The 15,261-nt window shown below is 65.1% G+C and carries 18 protein-coding genes; 10 read left to right on the top strand and 8 right to left on the bottom strand.

Going from position 1 to position 15,261, the window contains the following annotated elements:
- The first annotated feature begins 6 nt into the window (after positions 1 to 6).
- Both JWM94_RS10600 and JWM94_RS10595 read left to right on the top strand, forming a co-directional pair.
- Positions 7 to 1,266 carry a nucleotide sugar dehydrogenase gene (locus JWM94_RS10600; protein WP_367185885.1) on the top strand — a complete coding sequence of 420 codons (1,260 nt, stop codon included), beginning with the start codon at positions 7 to 9 and terminating at the stop codon, positions 1,264 to 1,266.
- Between the two features lie 149 nt (positions 1,267 to 1,415).
- A complete protein-coding gene (locus tag JWM94_RS10595; RefSeq protein ID WP_299426253.1) occupies positions 1,416 to 2,414 on the top strand; it encodes a GDP-mannose 4,6-dehydratase in 999 nt (332 codons plus the stop codon).
- On the opposite strand, the gene JWM94_RS10590 is transcribed toward JWM94_RS10595, so the two are convergent.
- Positions 2,383 to 3,210 (bottom strand): FkbM family methyltransferase, encoded by an 828-nt coding sequence (locus JWM94_RS10590; protein ID WP_299426250.1) that lies wholly within the window; start codon positions 3,208 to 3,210, stop codon positions 2,383 to 2,385. The two genes, JWM94_RS10595 and JWM94_RS10590, sit on opposite strands and share 32 nt — an antisense overlap.
- Positions 3,207 to 3,800, bottom strand: coding sequence for an aspartyl/asparaginyl beta-hydroxylase domain-containing protein (locus JWM94_RS10585; RefSeq protein ID WP_299426247.1), 594 nt, complete (start codon positions 3,798 to 3,800; stop codon positions 3,207 to 3,209). The genes JWM94_RS10590 and JWM94_RS10585 overlap by 4 nt, the downstream gene beginning before the upstream one ends.
- A gap of 64 nt (positions 3,801 to 3,864) precedes the next feature.
- On the opposite strand from JWM94_RS10585, the gene JWM94_RS10580 reads away from it, so the two are divergent.
- Positions 3,865 to 4,134 carry a PqqD family peptide modification chaperone gene (locus JWM94_RS10580; protein ID WP_299426244.1) on the top strand — a complete coding sequence of 90 codons (270 nt, stop codon included), beginning with the start codon at positions 3,865 to 3,867 and terminating at the stop codon, positions 4,132 to 4,134.
- A 4-nt stretch (positions 4,135 to 4,138) separates the two neighbouring features.
- Here JWM94_RS10580 and JWM94_RS10575 read toward each other — a convergent pair whose 3' ends face one another.
- The 5 genes from JWM94_RS10575 to rpsU form a co-directional block, all read right to left on the bottom strand.
- A complete protein-coding gene (locus JWM94_RS10575; protein WP_299426241.1) occupies positions 4,139 to 4,255 on the bottom strand; it encodes a DUF2474 family protein in 117 nt (38 codons plus the stop codon).
- The gene (cydB, locus tag JWM94_RS10570; protein ID WP_299426238.1) at positions 4,255 to 5,265 is read right to left on the bottom strand and encodes a cytochrome d ubiquinol oxidase subunit II; all 1,011 of its coding nucleotides are present in this window, start codon (positions 5,263 to 5,265) and stop codon (positions 4,255 to 4,257) included. The genes JWM94_RS10575 and cydB overlap by 1 nt, the downstream gene beginning before the upstream one ends.
- Positions 5,262 to 6,647 (bottom strand): cytochrome ubiquinol oxidase subunit I, encoded by a 1,386-nt coding sequence (locus JWM94_RS10565; RefSeq protein ID WP_299426235.1) that lies wholly within the window; start codon positions 6,645 to 6,647, stop codon positions 5,262 to 5,264. Before JWM94_RS10565 ends, cydB begins: the two co-directional genes overlap by 4 nt.
- Before the next feature lie 130 nt (positions 6,648 to 6,777).
- Complete coding sequence (locus tag JWM94_RS10560) at positions 6,778 to 7,377, bottom strand: FKBP-type peptidyl-prolyl cis-trans isomerase (protein WP_299426233.1); 600 nt, start codon at positions 7,375 to 7,377, stop codon at positions 6,778 to 6,780.
- Positions 7,378 to 7,476: 99 nt separating this feature from the next.
- Positions 7,477 to 7,683: a 30S ribosomal protein S21 gene (gene rpsU, locus JWM94_RS10555; RefSeq protein ID WP_299426230.1), complete on the bottom strand. Its 207-nt coding sequence runs from the start codon at positions 7,681 to 7,683 to the stop codon at positions 7,477 to 7,479.
- A 147-nt stretch (positions 7,684 to 7,830) separates the two neighbouring features.
- Between rpsU and cysS the strand changes: the two genes are divergently transcribed.
- The 4 genes from cysS to JWM94_RS10535 are packed head-to-tail and all read left to right on the top strand — an operon-like array spanning position 7,831 to position 11,241.
- Positions 7,831 to 9,279: a cysteine--tRNA ligase gene (gene cysS, locus JWM94_RS10550; protein ID WP_299426227.1), complete on the top strand. Its 1,449-nt coding sequence runs from the start codon at positions 7,831 to 7,833 to the stop codon at positions 9,277 to 9,279.
- Positions 9,276 to 9,815, top strand: coding sequence for a hypothetical protein (locus JWM94_RS10545; RefSeq protein ID WP_299426224.1), 540 nt, complete (start codon positions 9,276 to 9,278; stop codon positions 9,813 to 9,815). Before cysS ends, JWM94_RS10545 begins: the two co-directional genes overlap by 4 nt.
- A gap of 59 nt (positions 9,816 to 9,874) precedes the next feature.
- On the top strand, positions 9,875 to 10,309 hold the full coding sequence (locus tag JWM94_RS10540) for a TM2 domain-containing protein (protein ID WP_299426221.1): 435 nt from the start codon (positions 9,875 to 9,877) through the stop codon (positions 10,307 to 10,309).
- A complete protein-coding gene (locus tag JWM94_RS10535) occupies positions 10,306 to 11,241 on the top strand; it encodes a D-2-hydroxyacid dehydrogenase (RefSeq protein ID WP_299426218.1) in 936 nt (311 codons plus the stop codon). The genes JWM94_RS10540 and JWM94_RS10535 overlap by 4 nt, the downstream gene beginning before the upstream one ends.
- Here JWM94_RS10535 and JWM94_RS10530 read toward each other — a convergent pair.
- Positions 11,238 to 11,834: a TetR/AcrR family transcriptional regulator gene (locus JWM94_RS10530; protein ID WP_299426215.1), complete on the bottom strand. Its 597-nt coding sequence runs from the start codon at positions 11,832 to 11,834 to the stop codon at positions 11,238 to 11,240. The genes JWM94_RS10535 and JWM94_RS10530 overlap by 4 nt on opposite strands.
- A 60-nt stretch (positions 11,835 to 11,894) precedes the next feature.
- Between JWM94_RS10530 and JWM94_RS10525 the strand changes: the two genes are divergently transcribed.
- The 3 genes from JWM94_RS10525 (at position 11,895) to JWM94_RS10515 (ending at position 15,230) form a co-directional block, all read left to right on the top strand.
- Complete coding sequence (locus tag JWM94_RS10525) at positions 11,895 to 13,322, top strand: carotenoid oxygenase family protein (protein WP_299426210.1); 1,428 nt, start codon at positions 11,895 to 11,897, stop codon at positions 13,320 to 13,322.
- Between the two features lie 104 nt (positions 13,323 to 13,426).
- Positions 13,427 to 13,750: a hypothetical protein gene (locus JWM94_RS10520; RefSeq protein WP_299426207.1), complete on the top strand. Its 324-nt coding sequence runs from the start codon at positions 13,427 to 13,429 to the stop codon at positions 13,748 to 13,750.
- A 106-nt stretch (positions 13,751 to 13,856) separates the two neighbouring features.
- Positions 13,857 to 15,230: a class II 3-deoxy-7-phosphoheptulonate synthase gene (locus tag JWM94_RS10515; RefSeq protein ID WP_299426204.1), complete on the top strand. Its 1,374-nt coding sequence runs from the start codon at positions 13,857 to 13,859 to the stop codon at positions 15,228 to 15,230.
- Positions 15,231 to 15,261: the final 31 nt, after the last annotated feature.

Raw genomic sequence — 15,261 nt, 5'->3', positions numbered from 1 at the left:
AGGATTTTGAGCGAGCGTCCGACCGTCGTCGTCATCGGGCTGGGCTATGTCGGGCTGCCGCTCGCCGCCGCGCTGGCCAAATCGACCGATTGCTGGGGGCTCGACATCGACGCGCGGCGAATCGCCGAATTGCGTGACGGGCATGATCGCACGGGCGAGCTTGATACAACGGCGCTCGAAAAGACGACGCTCAAGCTGACCAGCGAGCCCGCCGATTGCCCGCCGGCCGATTTCTACATCGTCACCGTTCCCACCCCGGTCGATGCCGACAACCGCCCCGACCTGTCGATCGTGATGGCCGCAACGCGGACGGTCGCCGGGATGATCGACGCCGCCCGCGCACCGATCGTCGTCTACGAAAGCACCGTCTATCCCGGTGTTACCGAGGATATGTGCGGCCCCGAAATCGAGCGGCTGTCGGGCCTCACCTGCGGCAAGGACTTTTTCCTTGGCTACTCCCCCGAACGGATCAATCCCGGCGACCGCGAGCATACGATCGACCGCATCACCAAGGTGGTGTCGGGGCAGACGCCGGCCGTGCTCGACCGCGTCGCCGTGCTCTATGAAGGCGTCACTAGCGGCGGCGTGTTTCGCGCGGCCTCGATCAAGGCCGCCGAGGCCGCCAAGGTGATCGAGAACGCGCAGCGCGACATCAACATCGCCTTCATGAACGAGATCACGCACATCTTTTCAGGCATCGACCTGTCGATCTGGGATGTGCTTGATGCGGCGCGCACCAAGTGGAACTTCCTCCCCTTCCAGCCCGGCCTGGTCGGCGGACACTGCATCGGCGTCGATCCGTTCTACCTCGCCCATTTGTCGGAAAAGCTCGGCTATCACCCGAGCATCATCCTGGCCGGACGCGGCACCAATGACGGCATGGCGGGCTGGGTCGCCGAGCAAATCCACGCGCGCGCCGGCAAGGCCGGGACCGCGCTGGTGATGGGGCTGACGTTCAAGGAGAACGTCCCCGATCTGCGCAACTCGAAGGTCGCCGACCTGGTCGCGCGGCTGGCCGCGCTGGGCCACGACGTGACGGTACACGATCCGCTCGCGGACCCCGCCGAGGCGATGCACGAATACGGAATCGCGCTCGATCCCGATGCACTCGACCGCCGCTACGATACGGTTGTGTTGGCCGTGCCGCACAGTGAATATCTGGCGATGGATGAGGATTTGGCAGGGCTGGTCGCGCCAGACGGCATGTTCGCCGACATAAAGAATGCCGTGCCGAAGGTCAGCGATCCGACACGCTGGACGCTTTAGCAAAAAAGCCGTCACCCCGGCCTTGTGCCGGGGTCCACTAGACGGCAAGCGATGAAGCAAGAGGCTCCAACCGCATCGGGTGCGGCACGGTGGACCCCGGCACAAGGCCGGGGCGACGGTGAGATTATGGTTGGCTGGGAGCGATTGGAATGAAGGTTCTCGTAACGGGCGCGGCCGGGTTCATCGGCTCTTGGGTGATCCGCCGCTTGCTGGCGCGCGGCGACATCGTCGTGGGGATCGACAATCTCAACGATTATTATTCGGTCGATCTGAAGCGCGATCGCGTCGCATTGATCCAAGGGCTCAACACCAACCGGTTCGAATTCATCCAGGTCGATTTCGCCGATGACAAGGCGCTTGAGGCGGCGTTGGTGGGCAAGGAGTTCGACCGGATCGTCCACCTCGGGGCGCAGGCCGGCGTGCGTTACTCGATCGACAATCCGCGCGCGTACATCCAGTCGAACCTGGTCGGGCATCTCAACATCATGGAGATCGCTCGGCACCGCAGCCTCGAGCATCTCGTCTACGCCTCGTCCTCGTCGGTTTATGGCGGCAACGACACGCTGCCATTCCGCGTCGAAGATCGCGTCGACCATCCGCTCTCGCTCTACGCCGCGACCAAAAAAGCCGACGAGTTGATGAGCGAGACCTACGCGCATCTCTATCGCCTGCCGCAGACGGGCCTGCGCTTCTTCACCGTCTATGGCCCGTGGGGCCGGCCCGACATGGCGATGTGGATCTTCACCAAGGCGATCCTGGAAGGCCGCCCGATCCCGGTGTTCAACGACGGCGATATGCAGCGCGACTTCACCTACATCGACGATATCGTCACCGGCGTCGTCGCGTGTTTAGACAATCCGCCGCCTGACGATGGGTCGGTTAAGGCCGGCGGCAGCGTATCGCCGCACCGGGTGTACAATATCGGCAACCACCGCTGCGAACAGCTCGGCCACATGATCGACCTGATCGAGGAGGCGTGCGGGACGAAGGCGGTGCGCGATTACCAGCCGATGCAGCCGGGCGACGTCCAGGCGACCTATGCCGACATCTCCGCGATCCAGCGCGATCTGGGGTTCGAGCCGACCACGACGATCGACGTCGGCGTGCCCGCGTTCGTCAACTGGTACCGCGAGTATCACCGCGCCTGACCGCGAGCAGCGCGCGGGCGCGGTCGTGATATTTGGGTAGCCGGGTCGGCGCATAGAGATCGAAACCGTATCCGGCCAGAAACGCCAGCACCGCGGGCCGGTCGGTGAATTCGTCGAGATAGACCGCCGCCACCTGGCCGTGATCGAACAGTCCGCGCGCGCCTTCGAGCACCGCCAGTTCCATCCCCTCGACGTCGATCTTGAACACCAGCCGCCCGGGCAGATCGAACCCGTCGAGCCGGCGCCCCTGCGCGACGAACCCGCGGCCCGGGATGTGCGCGACCCCGGCCTTCGCGCTTACCGTGGCGATGCCCGACACCGCGCCATCGGCGAAGTCGAGCGGGCCGTCGCTGGCGGCCAGCGCCGCGTTGATCGCGGTGAACCCGAACCGCTCGGCGTTGATCGACAGCCGCCGATAGGTGTCCGGGCTGGCTTCGAAAGCGACGACGCGGAAATTGTCGAAGAGCCGGGCGGCATCGGCGATCACGCAGGAAAAGATGCCGATATTGGCGCCGATATCGACGAACGTCGTATTCGGCCCCAGCATCATGCTGACCCGCTGCAACACCAGTGTTTCGTCGCGCAACAGGCTGTTCGCGCGGGCCAGCTTCGACGCGCGATAATAACCCGATTCGCGCAGCGCATCGATCCGCACCTCGCGACCGAACATCCGCACGTCGCGGTCGCCGCTGCCGTACAGCAACCGGGTCAGCATCTCGCGCACGCGGGGGCGTTCGTTGAAATTGCGCTGGATAAAGCGCAGCCGGCGTAGCGCGAACGGGACTCGTTTTTTCACGTGGCGAGCTGGTCCGTCAGCCACGGGGTCGCGAGGCAATCGATCACCAGATGGACTCGGTCCTCGGTCCCCTCGTTAGTGACGGCGTGCGGGTCGGCCAGCCGCAAGTACCATGCCTCTCCCGGCTTCATGTCGAGCGGCGTCCGGTTGAGCAGGAACGTCACGCCCGGGTTGGTCGTGACGGGGATGTGAATTCGCGCTTCGCCCCAATCGGCGGCAAGATCGTGGTCGCGGTGCTCGTTGATCCGCGATCCCGGGGTCAGTCGCATCAACCTCACCGCCTTTAAGGGACAGTCGAACGCCGCGAGAACCTCGCGGAAATAGGGTGTCCGCGACACAATATCGGCATCGACGAAATCGGTCGCGGTCGGGTCCGAATAGGCCTGCATCACCGGGTGTGTCGCACCCGCCGCATGGCGCAGCGGCAGGACGTCCCACTGCCCCTCGTAATTCTGCGTGACGAAATGATCGGTCCAGGTCGATGCCTCGACCGTCGCCAAGTCGGCGCGCAACCGGTCGGCGTCGAACACGAGCGGTAGCCGCACGCGGTCGGGAAACGCCGAAGGTCGTCGTTGGGCAGAATTGTGCATGCACCGACCCTATCCGCCGCGTCCCACCTTGCAAAGGCGTTGCAGCGGTGCTGGTAACGGCGCGATGAATGTAGAGACGATTTATCGCGACGGCGACTGGTTGAGCACGCGGGTCGGCGACGATCTGGTGATGATGAGCGCCGCGCAGGGCAATTATCTCCGGCTCAGCGAGGTCGGCGCGCGGGTGTGGGAATTGCTCGAGCAACCGCGATCGCGCGATGACCTGCATGCCGTACTGGTCGCAGAATATGACGTGGCGCCCGAGGTGTGCCGGGCGGCGATCGACGAGTTCCTCGCAACGCTGGCCGATCGCCGCGCGGTGCGGATCGATTAGCCGATCAGATCCGCAGCACCAGGCGGATCGCCAGCGCGACGATTCCCAGTGCCGCGACGCTGGTGATCCAGATCGCCGCCATCCAGGCAATACGTTTCCACAGTGGCGCGGCGCTCTGCATCAATGATACCCGCTCGATTCGCCGACCTTGCCGCGAAATACCCAGTACGACCAGGCAGTATAGGCGAGGATGACGGGGAGCATGATCGCGACCCCGATCAGCATGAACACCTGACTGTCGCGCGCGGTGGCCGCCTGGACGATCGAAACCGATCCCGGGACGATGTCCGGGTACATGCTGATCCCCAGCCCGATGAAGCACAGCAAATAGAGGCCCAGCGTCAGCACGAACGGCAGCAACTCCTTCTTGCGGAGCAACGCCCACCAGAACCCGATCGACAGCGCCCCGACCAGCACAGGAACCGATCCGGCGAACAGGATGCTCGGAAAGGTCAGCCAGCGTTCGTAATAACGCTGGTCGAGGAACGGCGTCGCCGCGCTGACCGCGGTCACCGCCAGCGCGCTCGCGATCCCGGCGATTCGCGCGAGACGGAAGGCGTGGCGTTGCGTGCCGCCGTCCGCCTTGAAGATCAGCCAGCACGCGCCGAGCAAGGCATAACCCGCGACGACGCCGACCCCGGTGAGCAGCGAGAACGGCGTCAGCCAGTCGAGCCAGCCGCCACCATAGCCGCGCCCCGTCACCTTCACCCCTTGGAGCAGCGCGCCGAGCACGATCCCTTGCGCCAAAGCGGCGGTCACCGACCCGGCGGTGAAGGCAAAATCCCAAAAGCCGCGATGCCGCGGGTCGCGCCAGCGGAACTCGAACGCAACACCCCTGAACACCAACCCCAGCAGCATCGCGATGATCGGCGGATACATCGCCGGCATCAGGATCGCGAAGGCGAGCGGAAAAGCCGCCATCAATCCGCCGCCGCCGAGCACCAGCCACGTCTCGTTGCCGTCCCACACCGGCGCGATCGCGTTCATCGCCTGATCGCGCTCCTCGCCCACGCCGAACGCCGGGAACAGGATACCGATGCCCAGGTCGAATCCGTCGAGCACGACATACATGAACACCGCCAGCGCGATGATGAACGCCCAGATCAGCGCCAGCGTCGGATCGGCGGTCATGCCCCGCCCCCGACGGTACCGGCGGTCCGGATCGGGCCGTCGCCGATCTCCGGTTCGTGCGCAACGGCGCCCTTTTGCATCAGCTTGAGGATGTACCAGACGCCAACGCCGAACACCGCGAAATAGACGATCGCGAACGCCGCGAGCGAGGTCGCGACCGCGGGGGCCGCCAGCGGCGAGGCAGAGTCGGAGGTGCGGAGCAATCCATAGATCGTCCATGGCTGACGCCCAACCTCGGTGGTGATCCACCCCGCGATCACCGCGACGAATCCGGCGGGTCCCATCACGATCGCGGCACGGTGCAGCCACTTCCAGTCGTACAGCTTCTTCCGCCACCGCGCGACGAGGCTCCACAGCCCCAGCCCGAGCATCGCGAAGCCGAGCCCGACCATGATGCGGAACGACCAGAACACGATCCACACCGGCGCCCATTGATCGCGCGGGAAGTCCTTGAGGCCCGGCAGCGGGGCGTTCGCATCGTGTTTGAGAATCAGCGACCCGATTTTGGGAATCTCGACCTTGTAATGCACCTTGCCGTCGGCGTTGCTGGGCAGCCCGAACAGGACCAGCGGCGCGCCGTTCGGGCTCGCGTCGTAATCGCCCTCCATCGCCAGCACCTTGGCCGGTTGGTGCTCGAGCGTGTTGAGGCCGTGCGCGTCGCCTGCAAGAATCTGCACCGGCGCAACCAGCGCCGCCATCCACATCGCCATCGAAAACATCTTGCGATGGTGCGCGTTGCCGCCATCCTTGAGCAAGTGCCACGCCCCGCACGCGCCGACGACGAGCGCGGTGGTCAAATACGCGGCGATCACTGTGTGGACGAGCCGATACGGAAAGCTCGGGTTGAAGATCACATCCGCCCACGATCCCGCGAGAACGAACTGCCCCTGCGGATTGATCGCGAACCCGGTCGGGGTCTGCATCCAGCTGTTCGCGCTAAGAATCCAGAACGCCGAAATGAACGTGCCGAGTGCCACCATGCACGTCGCGGCGAAATGCAGCCCCGGCCCGACCCGCTTCATCCCGAACAGCATCACGCCCAGGAACCCGGCCTCCAGGAAGAAGGCGGTCAGCACCTCGTACGCCATCAGCGGCCCGATCACCGGCCCGGCCTTGTCGCTAAACACCGACCAATTGGTGCCGAACTGGTACGACATGACGATCCCCGACACGACGCCCATCGCAAACGCCACCGCGAAGATCTTCACCCAGAAACGGAACAGGTCGAGATAGAGCGGCTTCTTCGTGAACAGCCACAGCCCCTCCAGCACCATCAGATAGCTCGCCAGCCCGATCGAAAAGCTCGGGAAGATGAAGTGGAAACTGACGGTGAACCCGAACTGGATGCGGGCGAGAAGAATTGCTGTGGTCGCGGCGGTCATTGCCACCTCCTGACCAGCCGATGCGCCCGCGCAGGCTTTAGCGCAAGTGCGAGGCTTGCAGGCCTGCATTCCTCCCCGCGCCGGGGAGGAGTTACGAAAAAGGCCGGGAGCGACCCCGGCCTTTTCGAATTCACATCCCCGGTGGTGGGGCGACGTCGCCACCCGGTGCGCCACCGGGAGGACCGCCCGGAGGGCCGCCCGCGCCACCAGCGCCGCCCATCTGTTGCTGATATTGTTCGAGCACCGCTTGCGGCAGGAATTCCATCAGCTCGACGTCGAACACCAGGTCGCCGACCGGCGCGCCCGGCGGCGGCGAGGCGCCGTAGGCGAGCTTGGCGGGCAGCCAGAAACGGTATTTCGCACCCTTGCTCATCAGCTTCAGCCCCTCGGAGAAACCGGGGACCGAGCGAGCGACGGGGAGCGGGGTCGGCTGCTTCGACTTGTCGAAGGTGACGCCCGAACGAAGCTTGCCCTCGTAATTGATCAGGGCGACGTCAGAATCGGTCGGGTGCGGGCCGCTGCCCGGGGTCAGGATTTTGTACTGCAGCCCCGACGCGGTGGTCTTGATGTCCGAATCGGTACCGAACATGCCACGCTGGCTCTTCGACCAATAATCGTCGCCCTGCCGCGCGAGCACGAACGCGCCGAGCAGCAGAATGGCGATGCCGACCCACAGCCACACCAGGTAGCTGCGCTTGACGGGCTGGAGCGGAACGGCGGTCACGGTCATGGAAAAGCAGCCTCGACGGAGATGGCCGCTGGATGCGCGGCCGGGACACGCAGTCGGTAGAAGGGGGCGCCGTCAGCGGCAAGCCCCCGCGCGCGGGTCTTACTTGACCCCGTCGCGCTCCATCCGCTTGCGGTCCATCTTGCGGGCGCGGCGGATCGCGGCGGCACGCTCGCGGGCGCGCTTCTCGCTGGGCTTCTCGTAGTGGCGGCGCAGCTTCATCTCGCGATACACGCCCTCGCGCTGGAGCTTCTTCTTGAGAGCCCGAAGCGCCTGATCGACATTGTTATCGCGCACGATGATTTGCATGGAACCCGTCAACTCCGAATCGAATGGATTTGGTCGCCGCGAACCGAAGTCCGGACGTTCAAGCGGGCGCCCCTATCAGCGGGAAGCGCAAAGAGCAAGAGGTGGAGGCGAGTTGCCGACGTTCCGGGCCACCGCTAAGCCGCGCCGATGACCGGTGCCCCGCTTACCCTGTATAACAGCCTCTCGCGCAGCCTCGAACGGTTCGAGCCGATCGATCCGGCGCTGGTGCGCGTCTACACCTGCGGGCCGACGGTCTATAACTACCAGCATATCGGCAACATGCGCGCATTCCTGTTCGCCGACACGCTCGGCCGCGTGCTGCGCTGGAAGGGCTACAAGACCAGGCACATCATCAACATCACCGATGTCGGCCATCTGACCAGCGACGCCGACGCCGGCGACGACAAGATGGAAAAGGCGGCGGCGGCGCAAGCCAGGTCGATCTGGGACATCGCGGCGCACTATACGGAAGCGTTCAAGGCCGATGTCGCCCGCCTGAACATCGAGCCACCGGCCGAGTGGACCGTGGCGACCGACCACATTCCGCAGATGATCGACTTCGCGAAGCGGATCGAAGGCGATTGCTACGAGATCGAGGGCGGCCTGTATTTTGACACGTCGAAGGTGCCCAATTACGGTGCCCTCGCCCGCGCGGCGACCGATGAGGGCGAGAGCCGGATCGACCCCGTGTCGGGCAAGCGGCATCCGCAGGATTTCGCGATCTGGCGCAAATCCCCGCCCGGCGAGCAGCGCCAGATGGAATGGGATTCGCCCTGGGGCAAAGGCGCGCCGGGCTGGCACCTCGAATGCTCGGTGATGAGCCTGCAGCATCTCGGCCATCCGTTCGACATCCACACAGGTGGGATCGACCACCGCGAGATCCACCATCCCAACGAGATCGCGCAGAATCAGGCGTTTTGCGCGTGCGCCGACACCGGCGCGCGCATCTGGATGCACAATAATTTCCTGGTCGAACGCGGCGGGAAGATGTCGAAGTCGAGCGGCGATTTCCGTACGTTGCAGACACTGATCGATTCGGGGGTGCATCCGCTGGCGTACCGGCTGATGTGCCTTCAGGCGCATTACCGGTCGGAGTTGGAATTTTCGGAAGACAACCTGCTTGCCGGCCTCACGCGACTGAAACGGCTAGAGATGGCGTTCGACAAGTTGGACGACGCTGCGCATGGCGGTCATCCGCCTAATGCGACAACCATGCCGCCCGAGGCGCAAGCATATATCGGCGCCTTCGATGTGGCGATTTCAGATGATCTCAACACCGCCAAAGCGTTGACCGTCGCTGATGATATGTTGGCCGATAAATCGCTGTGGGCGGGGCATCGCGTTCTAGCGATGATGGAGATGGACAAAGTTCTCGGGCTAGAACTGAGCGATTTGCGTCGTGAAGATCTCCGCGTCCGCCCCGCGATCGCAACCCTCACCGAAACAGACATCGAAACCCGCCTCGCCCACCGTCGCGAGGCGCGTGCCGCCAAGGATTTCGCCCGCTCCGACACGATCCGCGACGAACTCGCCGCCGCCGGCGTGGAAGTGATGGACGGCGACCCGCTCGGATGGGATTGGAGACCCGCTTTATGATCGGCTTGTTTCTCTTGCTGGCCGTGCAGGCCACCACGCCGCCGCAGGACAACGCGCCAAGCGCCGACGACATCATCATCACCGCAACGCGCGACACGTGCAATCTGCGCTTCGCCGACAAGACGATGACCGACGCGCAATTCGATGCCCGCGCGGACGAATGGAAAGCGGGCAAGCCGGTGCGGCTGATCCTGCGCAGCAGCGCCGACTTCCCGTGCGTGCGCAAGATCGCCAAGCGGCTGTTCGACAAGGGGGTCACGCGGATCGAATTCGCCGATCCCAACGGCAAGCCCGCTTTCCCGTTCGAGCCCGACCCCAACCTGCCGCGCTACACCGCAACGGGCGACACGCCGGCCATGCCAAGCGCAACCGGCGGTGCCTGGAGCGAAATGCGCGCGCGCGAACACAGCTTTCTCGGGCGCGCGGCGTCGCAACTGATCCTTCAGGGCAAATGCGCCGAGGCGAAGAAAATGGCGCTCGACCAGGGCGATCTCGACGCCGCCGCCGCAATCGTCGCCGTATGCCGCGCGCCGTGACTCGCTTGAACCGCGAATAGAGGCGACTAAGACGGCGTTGATCAGAGTCGGGGAGTGAGATGCGCGGACAGGTGCTTGGGGTCGATGTGGCGACCGGCGATGGGCAGATTTCGGGCGAGGACGGCACGCGTTACGTGTTCCGGCCCGAGGACTGGACCGATCGCGTCGGGCCATCGGTCGGCGCGCTGATCGATTTCGAGGTCGATGGGCGGCAGGCCAAGCGCATCTATCGCCAGCCCGGCAGCTATACCGCGAAGCCCCCTGCGCCGCGGAGCGACCGCAACAAGATCGTGGCGGCGTTGCTCGCCTTTTTCCTCGGCGTGTTCGGGGTCCATCGTTTCTATCTCGGGCGGATCGGGTCGGGCGTGGTCATGCTGCTGCTGACGTGCACCATCGTCGGCATGGTCGTGACCGGCATCTGGGCGTTCATCGATTTCATCCGGTACCTGGTCATGTCCGACGACGAATTCGCCGCGCGCTACCAACAGGCATGAAGGCGCTCCTCCCCGCGCTCGCGCGCCCGTTGCTCGAGCCGCATTTGCCGGCGGGGGTCGAAGCGGCGTGGTTCGCCTCACCCGACGAAGCCAATGCGATGATCGCCGACGCCGACATCGCCTGGGTCGACATGCAGCCGACCAGCCTCACTGCCGTGGCGATCGGCCATGGCGAGAAGCTCAAATGGGTGTCCACGATCTACGCGGGCCTCGACGCTTTCCCGCTGCCGCTGCTCAAGGAGCGCGGGACGACGCTGACCAACGGCGTCGGGATCAACGCGCTCGCCGTCGCAGAATATGCGGTGATGGGGGTGCTGGTCGCCGCCAAGCGCTTCGACGAAGTGGTTCGCGCGCAGGACCGGCATGAGTGGCCGAAAGACTCGCCGGGCAAGGTCGAATTGTTCGAAACCAGGGCACTGATCGTCGGGATGGGCGCGATCGGCCAGCTGATCGCCGACCGGCTGGCGGCGTTCGGCGTCGCGGTGACCGGCGTCACACGATCGGGCCGCGACGGCACGCTGACGCCCGACGCGTGGCAAGCCGGGCTCGGCGAATTCGACTGGGTGATCCTGGCGGCGCCCTCGACCGACGCGACCAAAGCAATGATCGGCGCCGCCGAGCTCGCCGCGATGAAACCGAGCGCGTGGCTGATCAACATCGCGCGCGGCGACATGATCGATGAAGCCGCGCTGCTCGACGCGCTCAACGACCGGAAAATCGCCGGCGCTTTCCTCGACCCGACGCACCCCGAGCCGCTTCCCGCCGATCACACGCTCTGGTCCGCGCCCAATTGCATGATCACGATGCATTTATCAGGCCGCAGCCAAACCAAGATGTTCCCCCGCGCCGCCGCACTGTTCCTGCGCAACATCGATGCCTTCGTGAACGGGCGGCCGATGGAGAATGTCGTCGATCTCGACGCGGGTTACTAAGGCCGGCCCATCCCCAGCGCGCGGGTGTCGACCACCGCGTCGATCAGCGCCTCGTCGCGCGGGACGTAACCCTGGATCATCAGCACCGCGAGCCCGTGGACCAGTGCCCAGGATCGCATCGCGATCGTCCGGACCGTCGCCGGGCTCGCGCCCTTCCCGGCCAGCTTGGCGGCATAGGCGCGCAGCAGCTTTCCGGCCTCATCGTCTTCGTCCTCGGACAATTCGAACAGATCGCCGTGCGGCGGCATCGACGCCATCAGCCGGAACAAAGCCGGATGGTCGAGCGCGAAACGGACATAGGTGCGCCCCATCGCCTGAAATTCGTCGAGCACGTTGTCCATGCCCACCGCCGCGGCGCGCTGTGCCTCGCCGAGCCGGTCGTACGCCGCTTGCGCCAGCGCCCCGCGCAACGCCTCCTTGTCGGGGAAGTGGCGATAGACCGCGGTCGCGCTGACTCCGACCGAGCGTGCGATCTCGCGCAGCGACAGCTCCGCCTCCTCGCGTTCCTCGAGCATCCGCAGCCCCGCGTCGATCAACGCCGCGCGCAGATCGCCGTGGTGATAGCTCGCCTTGGCGCTCTTCGACTCTTTCATGTTGACACTGTTACCATAGGTTCTATGTTGACGCCATAAACTTCGACTCGGAGACCAGTCATGGCCAGTGTCATCGAAAATGCAATCCGCGGCACCGTCACCAAGGGGATCGGCGTCCTGTCCGAATTCAACCGCAAGCGGATGCCCGACACCGATCATCCGTTCCTGACCGGCATTCATAAGCCGATGGAAGCGGAACTGACGCTGGAGGATTTGCCCGTCACCGGCACGATCCCCGCCGAACTCGACGGGCGGTATCTGCGCATCGGTCCCAACCCCGCCGCGCCCGAGGCGAAGGGCTATCACTGGTTCACCGGCGACGGGATGGTCCACGGCATCGCGCTGCGCGACGGCAAGGCGTTGTGGTACCGCAACCGCTGGATCCGATCGAAGCGGGTCGAGGCCGAGACCGGGATGCCGCACGCGCCCGGCCCGCGCCATGGCGGGTTCGACACGGTCAACACCAACGTGCTCGGCATCGCCGGGCGGACCTGGGCGCTGGTCGAGGCGGGGAGCTATCCGGTCGAACTGTCGGACAATCTCGACGAACAGACCTACAATCCGTTCGACGACACGCTGATGGGCAGCTTCACCGCGCACCCGCACCTCGACCCGCTGACCGGCGAGCACCACGCGATCTGCTACGAAGCGACCGACCCCGATCAGGTCCGCCACGTCGTCATCGCCCCCGACGGCAAGGTGACCCGCGAAGTCGCGATTCCGGTCAAGCACGGTCCGTCGATCCACGATTGCGCGATCACCACGCGCTACGCGCTGATCCTCGACCTCCCCGTCACCTTCTCGATGAAGGCGCTGATCGGCGGGCACAGCTTTCCCTACCGCTGGAATCCCGAGCACCAGGCGCGCATCGGGCTGCTCCCGCGCAATGGCGGGGCGGAGGACGTAATCTGGGTCGATTGCCCGCAGAGCTACATCTTCCACGTCGCCAACGCGTTCGACACCGCCGACGGCAAGGTCGTACTCGACGCTTGCGTCTACGACACGATGTTCGCGGAGATGACCGGCGGGCCGTCGGGCCGCTCGCTCGGGCTGGAGCGCTGGACGATCGATCCGGTCTCGAAGACGGTCGAGCGCCGCACGATCGACGCCGCCGCGCAGGAATTCCCGCGGCCCGACGAGCGCTTCTTCGGCATGCCGTACCGCTACGCGTATACGATGGCGCTGCCAGCCGACGACTTCGCGATCAGCGAAACCCGGCTGTACAAGCACGATCTCGAAACCGGCGCGAAAGAGACGCACGATTTCGGCACCGGTCACTATCCGGGCGAGTTCGTGTTCGTGCCGCGCGCGGCGGATGCGCCGGAGGGCAACGGCTGGCTCGTCGGGCTGGTGGTCGACCTGCCGCACGAGACCACCGATCTGGTGATCATCGACGCAAAGGATTTCGAAAACGCGCCCGTCGCCAGCATCCGTATCCCGCACCGTGTGCCGCCGGGGTTCCACGGCAACTGGGTGGCAAACGGGTAAATATCTACCCGGGCTGGCTAGAGAGAAGTAGGACTCCTTCGCAACGAGTAAGGCTACGCCACACTCCGCTCCGTTCCGCGTTCGTTGAAAGCCAGCAAAGGTTCATGTTACACAAGGCAAGAAAGCTATATGCCCTGGTTGCGTTGGTAAAAATCGTCGACAAAATAGCTGCGGAGGTAATCATGCGACGACTTTCTTTACTTGCGCGAGCCGCCATCGCCGCACTGATCGCGGCTTCCATGACGCCGTCGAGCGTGGCGGCCGCACAACAGAACGTGAAGAAACGGGCCTCGGCCCCTAAGCCGAAGCCCACGCCCAAAGCTCCGGCCATCGACGAACCAAGAATTATCGGCATGACGGTCGGAGCGCATTTACTGCACGCGCGAACTTCCGGCGCCAAGTCGGTGCCTAAGGCGAAACCGAAATAGAAATCTAGACGGTAGACGTGACGGGCGGCGGATCTTTGGCCGCCGTTGCGGAAAAAGGCGTTTTCGCCCATGGGCGTCACCTAATCTCAAAGGTGAAACGACGACCATGGCCGCCAATTGGGCTCCGAACAGCTGGAAAAGTCACGAGGCACGCCAGCTCCCGACCTATCCCGACCCCGCAGCGCTCGCCGCGGCGACGAAGCAGCTCGGCAATTACCCCCCGCTGGTCTTCGCCGGCGAAGCGCGCAACCTGACCGCCGACCTCGCGCGCGTCGCGGAAGGCAAGGCGTTCCTGCTCCAGGGCGGGGACTGCGCCGAAAGCTTCGCCGAATTCCACCCCAACAACATCCGCGACACGTTCCGCGTCATCCTCCAGATGGCGGTCGTGCTGACCTATGCATCGAAGCTGCCGGTGGTGAAGGTCGGGCGCATGGCGGGCCAGTTCGCCAAGCCGCGCAGCGCCGATACCGAGACGATCGACGGCGTCGAGCTGCCCGCCTACCGCGGCGACAATGTCAACGACATCGCCTTCACCCCCGACGGCCGCAACCCGGACCCGCAGCGCATGGTGCAGGGCTACAGCCAGAGCGCCGCGACGCTCAACCTGCTCCGCGCGTTCGCGCAGGGCGGGTACGCCAACCTCCACCAGGTCCATCGCTGGACGCACGATTTCCTTGGCTCCAGCCCCTGGGCGAAGAAATACGAGGAAACTGCCGACCGCATCGGTGAGGCGCTCGACTTCATGCAGGCGTGCGGGATCAGTCCCGACACCGTCCCGCAATTGTCGCAGACCACCTTCTACACCAGCCACGAGGCGCTGCTGCTCCCCTATGAGCAAGCGCTGACCCGCGAGGACAGCCTGACCGGCGACTGGTACGACACGTCGGCGCACATGCTGTGGATCGGCGACCGCACGCGCTTCGACGGCAGCGCGCATGTCGAGTTCCTGCGCGGCATCGGCAACCCGATCGGCGTCAAGTGCGGCCCGAGCCTCGAACCCGATCTGCTGCTGCGCCTGCTCGACACGCTCAACCCGGGCCGCGTGCCCGGGCGGATGACGCTGATCACGCGGTACGGCCACGACAAGATCGAGGCCGGCCTGCCCAAGCTGGTCCGCGCGGTAAAGCGCGAGGGGCACCCGGTGGTGTGGAGCTGCGACCCGATGCACGGCAACGTCGTCAAGTCGGCCAACGGCTACAAGACGCGGCCCTTCGACCGCATCCTGACCGAAGTCCGCGGCTTCTTCGCGGTGCATCGCGCAGAGGGGACGTTCGCGGGCGGCATCCATGCCGAGATGACCGGGCAGAACGTGACCGAATGCACCGGCGGCGCGGTCGACGTGACCGAGCAGAGCTTGGGCGACCGCTATCACACGCACTGCGACCCGCGGTTGAACGCGGGGCAGTCGCTGGAACTGGCGTTCCTGCTGGCGGAAATGCTCAACGACGAACTCAAGGAGCGGCGGAAGGACGCGGCTTAATTTCGCCCCGGAATTGGGCAGCTTTCCGCAC

Source organism: Sphingomonas bacterium (genome assembly GCF_028289855.1).
In the GTDB taxonomy this organism is placed as follows: domain Bacteria; phylum Pseudomonadota; class Alphaproteobacteria; order Sphingomonadales; family Sphingomonadaceae; genus Sphingomonas.
The sequence above is the reverse complement of the archived record's forward strand: the minus strand, read 5'-3'. Positions and strand labels throughout refer to the sequence as shown.